The 5,470-nt window shown below is 71.8% G+C and carries 5 protein-coding genes; 4 read left to right on the plus strand and 1 reads right to left on the minus strand.

What is annotated here, in order from left to right:
• Positions 1–107 precede the first annotated feature (107 nt).
• The gene (locus tag ACFWM7_RS33190; protein WP_383267927.1) at positions 108–563 is read right to left on the minus strand and encodes a hypothetical protein; all 456 of its coding nucleotides are present in this window, start codon (positions 561–563) and stop codon (positions 108–110) included.
• A 739-nt stretch (positions 564–1,302) separates the two neighbouring features.
• On the opposite strand from ACFWM7_RS33190, the gene ACFWM7_RS33195 reads away from it, so the two are divergent.
• From ACFWM7_RS33195 to ACFWM7_RS33210, 4 genes are all read left to right on the plus strand, one after another.
• The gene (locus ACFWM7_RS33195; RefSeq protein WP_383267930.1) at positions 1,303–1,431 is read left to right on the plus strand and encodes an ANTAR domain-containing protein; all 129 of its coding nucleotides are present in this window, start codon (positions 1,303–1,305) and stop codon (positions 1,429–1,431) included.
• A 484-nt stretch (positions 1,432–1,915) separates the two neighbouring features.
• Positions 1,916–3,163: a lycopene cyclase family protein gene (locus ACFWM7_RS33200; RefSeq protein WP_383267933.1), complete on the plus strand. Its 1,248-nt coding sequence runs from the start codon at positions 1,916–1,918 to the stop codon at positions 3,161–3,163.
• Positions 3,160–3,888 (plus strand): class I SAM-dependent methyltransferase, encoded by a 729-nt coding sequence (locus ACFWM7_RS33205; protein WP_383267936.1) that lies wholly within the window; start codon positions 3,160–3,162, stop codon positions 3,886–3,888. Before ACFWM7_RS33200 ends, ACFWM7_RS33205 begins: the two co-directional genes overlap by 4 nt.
• Positions 3,885–5,444 (plus strand): FAD-dependent oxidoreductase, encoded by a 1,560-nt coding sequence (locus tag ACFWM7_RS33210; RefSeq protein ID WP_383267939.1) that lies wholly within the window; start codon positions 3,885–3,887, stop codon positions 5,442–5,444. The genes ACFWM7_RS33205 and ACFWM7_RS33210 overlap by 4 nt, the downstream gene beginning before the upstream one ends.
• Positions 5,445–5,470 lie beyond the last annotated feature (26 nt).

Here is a 5,470-nt window from a genome sequence, read left to right on the forward strand (position 1 = left end):
CAACAAGACCGGCCGGTGCGGGCGCCGCGGGTGGCCGGGCAGGCTCCGAGGCTGCCGGCCGGTCAGCGGATGCGGGCCGTGGGGCGGCCACCGCACCACGCTGGTCTTTATCGCAGGGACCACGGGCAGCTGCCCGCCAGCATGGCCCACTCCCGGTCCACCTGACCGGGCACGACACGCCCCTCCGCCACCCAGTGGGCGGCCGGCGCGGCGAAGACCGGCTCGTCCGCCGGAGCGGCAGCCGGCGCCGGAGTCGTAGGGGCGACGGGCGGGGCCGACCGCGGCGTCATCGTGGTCGCGCAGTCCTGACGCGCGAATCCGGCCGCGGTCACTCGTGGCGGGTACGGCGTTCCCGCAGCGCGGTGGGGGCCTGGGCGATGCCAAGGAGAAGCCGGCTTCGTGGAGCGCGATGTGCTGGACGCCCTCGGCGTGGCGGGCTTGCCTTCGCTGCTGCGGGCGTGCGCGAGTTCGGCGGCGCCCAGGGCGAGCAACTGCTCGCGGTCGCGCTCATCGTGCTGGTCAGTGGTGTACCCGGCCAGGACCTGCCGCCAGGTCCCGCTCACCGGCCATGACCGTCGCGTGGGGCGGGAACAGTAGCTGCGTACGCGTCCTGCGGCGGATCGTCCGTCTCCGCCTCGGGGCGGTGAATGCCGAACGGCCCGGGGTGTCATGGGGAGCCCCGAGGACGGGCGCACCCTTCGCACGGTACTCAGCGTCATACATCACGAGCGGTTCCAGGTCATCAGTCGTAGGCCGGGACTGGTTCACCGTATGCAGCCCCAGCCGGGGCGGTGTTGAACCGGGCCGGGGCCGTCACATCCTGTCCCCGGCCCGGGGCGTGGGGTCAGCCGCGGTAGTGACTTCAGGTGAGGGGCACGCCGCGGCCGCCGAAGAACTCGGCGAACTCGGCCACGGGCAGGCTCGCCACGGGCCTGCTCGGTGTGTTCGGACGGGTTACGGAAGCGCACCATGTCGCCCTGACGACCGGTGACGAGCACGAGGTGCCCGCCCTTGCCGGGTGCGGGGTTCTCGGGCCGGCCGATCTCCTCGTGCACGGAGGCCATCACGAGGCGCCCGTCGTCGAGCAGGTCGAGGAGGCCGGCCACGGTCAGGGTCGGGTGCACCTCGACGCCCTCAACCTTTACTCCCGGCTCCCAGGACGCTTCACCGAGACCAGCGAGATGGCCGCGTGGGTGCTCGCCTCTCACTCGGCCGTGGCTCTGTCCAGCGCCACGCAATCAGGCACAGTTGACGGCGGCCGTGGCGACCCGGCACGTGATCGGCGAGGCCAGGGGCATCCTCATGACCAGGCACCGCATCGCCGAGAACGAGGCCTTCAACGCGCTGCGCCGCCACTCGCAGGACCACGACATCAAGCTCCGTGAAGTCGCCCGCCAAGTTACCGAAGTCGGCACCCTGCCCCCGAGGTAGCCGGAGGGGCGGCTCCCCCGGCACGTGACCGAACCGGGGGAGCCTGTGCCAGGCAGACCCCCATGGGGAGCGTCGCCAGCCCGGCATGCCCACCGGGTTTCCCCGCACTGCGTGAATGACACATGCACTCTGAGGTCCGACTGACCGGGTCGCCCTTGCACTCACGGTGCGGGTCCGGTCAGCGAGTACGTACGTCGGCCATCCGGATACGGTGCCGACGGCGCAGCCGGGCGGCGCGAGGGAGACCAAGGTCGGATTCGGGGTCGGCTTACGAGCGGCACGTTTGAGCGGTAAGCCATTGGTCAGGCGGAAGGAGGCTGCCGACCCCGACGGCCCTTTCCGCCACTCAGGTGGGAGCCGCAGCTCAGGCCGGGTCCGGTCTCGGTCAGCGGGATACGGTCGGGTAGCAAGCATCTCGCCCGGCCCGCCGGTGGGAAGGGCACCGGGTTCGCACAGCGGGGGTTCGTCCAACCGAGAGGAAGCCGTGCCTGCCGACTTCGATGTCGTCATCGTGGGGGCCGGAGCGGCTGGGCTGAGTCTGGCGCACCACTTGTGCGCCCCGGGCAGCGCCGCACCGCTGTCGGTCGCCCTTGTCGATGCCCCGCCGGGGCCGCTGCGGGCGCCGCCCCGGACCTGGTGCTTCTGGGAGCCGCCGGGCGGCGCCTACGACTCGTATCTGGCAGCCTCCTGGCCGCAGCTGCGGGTCCGGGCGGCCGACGGGTCCTCAACCGAGTCCCAGCTCGCACAGCTGCGCTACAAGATGCTGCGGTCGGACGCTTTCGAAGCACTGGTCGAGCAGCGGTTGTCTCGCACAGCGGCCTTGTGCCGGATCGAGGCGAACGTGAGCGCCGTACGCGACGCCCCGTCCGACGGTGGCGAGGTCCTGACGCAGGACGCGCACGGCGAAAGCGTCCTCGTGCGCGGCCGCCTCGTCTTCGATTCCCGCCCGCCCCCTCGCCTGCCCCCTGCTCGCACCACCCTCCTCCAGCACTTCACCGGCTGGTTCGTCCGCACCGAGCGGCCCCTGTTCGATCCGGCGACCGCGGACCTGATGGACTTCCGTACGCCACAGCCCGCCCATGGGCTCTCGTTCGGCTATGTCCTGCCTCTGGATGCGCACACGGCGCTGGTCGAGTACACCGAGTTCTCCGCCGCCCCGCTGGACGCCGACGGCTACCGGCGAGCCTTGTGCAACTACACCGACGACATCTTGAAACTGGGGCGACTCCGCGTCACGGCGCAGGAGCACGGCATCATCCCGATGACGGATGGTCACTTCTCGTACCGGCAGGGGCACTCGGTCTACCGCATCGGCACCGCCGGAGGCGCGACCCGGCCCTCCACCGGCTACACCTTCGCCGCCGTGCAGCGGCAGAGCCGGGCCATTGCCGCCCAGCTGCGCTCTGGGCGGCCGCTGCGCATGCCTCTGCCGTACGGGCGTCGGGCGCGTGCGATGGACGCGGTGATGCTGCGGGCGCTGGACAGCGGCCGGGTGGACGGCGCCGACTTCTTCAGCCGCCTCTTCCGCGGCGTTCCCGCCGAGCGGCTGCTGCGATTCATGGACGGCAGTTCGCGGCTGCACGAGGACCTGCTGATCGGCCTGCGGACACCGGTGGTTCCCATGCTGCGCACCGTCGTCGAACTCCCCTTCAGACCCCGGCGTGAACGACCTGTCACCTTGGCTTCCCCCTCACCTATCTCCCCGACCGACCACGAAGAGAGCACCCCATGACCCTGTTGCGCGGTGACGCACTGTCCGCGGCCTTCGACCACGGATCCGCCGCCTACGACCGGCTCGTCGCGGCCAGCCCCGGCTACCACGCGCACCTGCGCCGATCGGCACGTCGGCTGGGTCTGGCGGCGGAAGGACGCGGACTGCGCGTGCTCGACCTGGGATGCGGCACGGGCGCCTCCACAGCTGCCCTTCTCGCCGCTGCCCCGCTCGCCCGAATCACCGGCGTCGACGCGTCCATGGGAATGCTGGACCGGGCGAAGGCCAAGAACGGCCTGGCCGGCGTCGACTTCGTGCACGCCCCGGTGGAGGAACTGGCCGACCGGCTGCGGCCCGGCTCCTTCGACGCGGTGTTCGCCGGATACCTCTTCCGTAACCTCGGCGACCCCGACAAGACCCTCGACCTGGTAAGTAACCTACTCGTCCCCGGCGGCCGCCTTGCCGTCCACGACTACACGCTCAGCGGATCACCCGTCCACCGTGCCGTCTGGAACGCGGTCTGCTCGGTGATCATCCAGCCCGCCGGATGGCTCGCCGGGGACGCCGAGCTCTACCGTCACCTCCGGGACAGCGTCACCGGGTTCGACACGGCGCCCGCCTTCGCCCGGCGGCTTTGCCGGGCCGGCTTCGCCGACGTACGCGTGTCGCCGCTGCCCGGCTGGCAGACCGGGATCACCCACACCTTTACCGCCCGTACCACCGCCGGCGCGGGGGAGGGGCCGTGATCCTCCTGCGGGGCGGCGGCAGGGACGACCGGCGCGGCCGGGACCGGCAGGCGGCGCTCGTGCCGGCCCCCGCCGGCCGCCCCCGGTTCACCGGAGAGGCCCCCACGGTGGCCGTCGTCGGCGGCGGAATCGCCGGGATCGCCGCGGCCACCCTGCTGGCCGAACGTGGCGCGCGCGTCACGTTGTACGAGCGCGAACCGGGCCTGGGCGGACGGCTGGCGGGGTGGCCCACCGAGCTCGCCGACGGCACTACCGTGACGATGAGCCGCGGGTTCCACGCCTTCTTCCGGCAGTATTACAACCTCCGCGGCCTGCTGCGCCGGGTCGACCCGGACCTCGGCTCGCTGACACGGCTGCCCGACTACCCGCTGCGGCACAGCTCCGGCCTGCACGACAGCTTCGCCCGGATCCCGCGCACGCCGCCGCTCAGCGCGATGGGCTTCGTCGCCCTCAGCCCCACCTTCGGCCTGCGGGACCTGATCCGGATGAACCCTAGGGCGGCTCTGCCGCTGCTGGATGTACGGGTACCCGAGGTCTACGACCGGATCGACTCCATCAGCGCCACCGACTTCCTCAACCGCATCCGCTTCCCCGAAGCCGCCCACCACCTGGCGTTCGAGGTCTTCTCGCGCAGCTTCTTCGCCGACCCGCGTGAACTGTCGGCGGCCGAACTGGTGCTGATGTTCCACATCTACTTCCTCGGCTCCAGCGAGGGCCTGCTCTTCGACGTCCCCGACGAACCGTTCCCCACCGCCCTGTGGGATCCGCTGCACGGCCACCTCGAAAAGAACGGCGTCCGGGTCCGGACCGGGTGCCCCGTCCGTGAGGTGCGCCCCCTGCCGGACAACGGCCTCGACATCACCACCGACGACGGCACCGACCGCCACGACGCTCTCGTCCTCGCCCTGGACAGCGGCGGCCTGCGCCGGGTCGTCGCCGCCTCACCGGACCTGGGCGACGCCGACTGGCGCTCACGGATCGCACGGCTGCGCACCGCGCCGCCGTTCCTCGTCTCACGGCTCTGGCTCGACCGCCCCGTGGCGCGGGACCGGCCGGGCTTCCTGGGCACCAGCGGCTACGGACCGCTGGACAACGTGAGTGTCCTGGACCGCTGGGAGGGGGAGGCCTCACGCTGGGCCAGGCGCACCAGGGGCTCGGTCCTCGAACTGCACGCCTACGCCGTCGCGCCGGACGCCGACCGGTCCGCCGTACAGCACGCCGCGCTGCGGCAACTAAACCAGGTCTACCCGGAGACCCGCAGCGCCCGCATCATCGACGAGCGCCACGAATGGCGGGCGGACTGCCCGATGTTCCCCGTGGGCGGCTACCGGGACCGGCCGGGCGTGCGCAGCCCCGACCCCGCCGTCACCGTGGCGGGAGACATGGTCCGCACCGATCTGCCGGTAGCCCTGATGGAACGCGCGGCCACGAGCGGGTTCCTCGCCGCCAACGCCCTGCTGGAAGGGTGGGGCGTACGCGGGCAGACGCTGTGGACCGTACCGCGCACGGGACGGTCGGCCGTCCTGCGCCTTATCTATTCTCTTGGGTCCTCCTGACGGTGGTGGGGTGTGTTTCTTGTATT

Source organism: Streptomyces sp. NPDC058375 (genome assembly GCF_042723425.1).
GTDB classification, from domain to species: Bacteria; Actinomycetota; Actinomycetes; order Streptomycetales; family Streptomycetaceae; genus Streptomyces; species Streptomyces durocortorensis.

Excerpts from the sequence above, each read along its gene's own strand:
- ACFWM7_RS33195 (WP_383267930.1), top strand. The coding sequence starts at position 1,303 with ATGACCAGGCACCGCATCGCCGAGAACGAGGCCTTCAACGCGCTGCGC.
- ACFWM7_RS33205 (WP_383267936.1), top strand. The coding sequence starts at position 3,160 with ATGACCCTGTTGCGCGGTGACGCACTGTCCGCGGCCTTCGACCACGGA.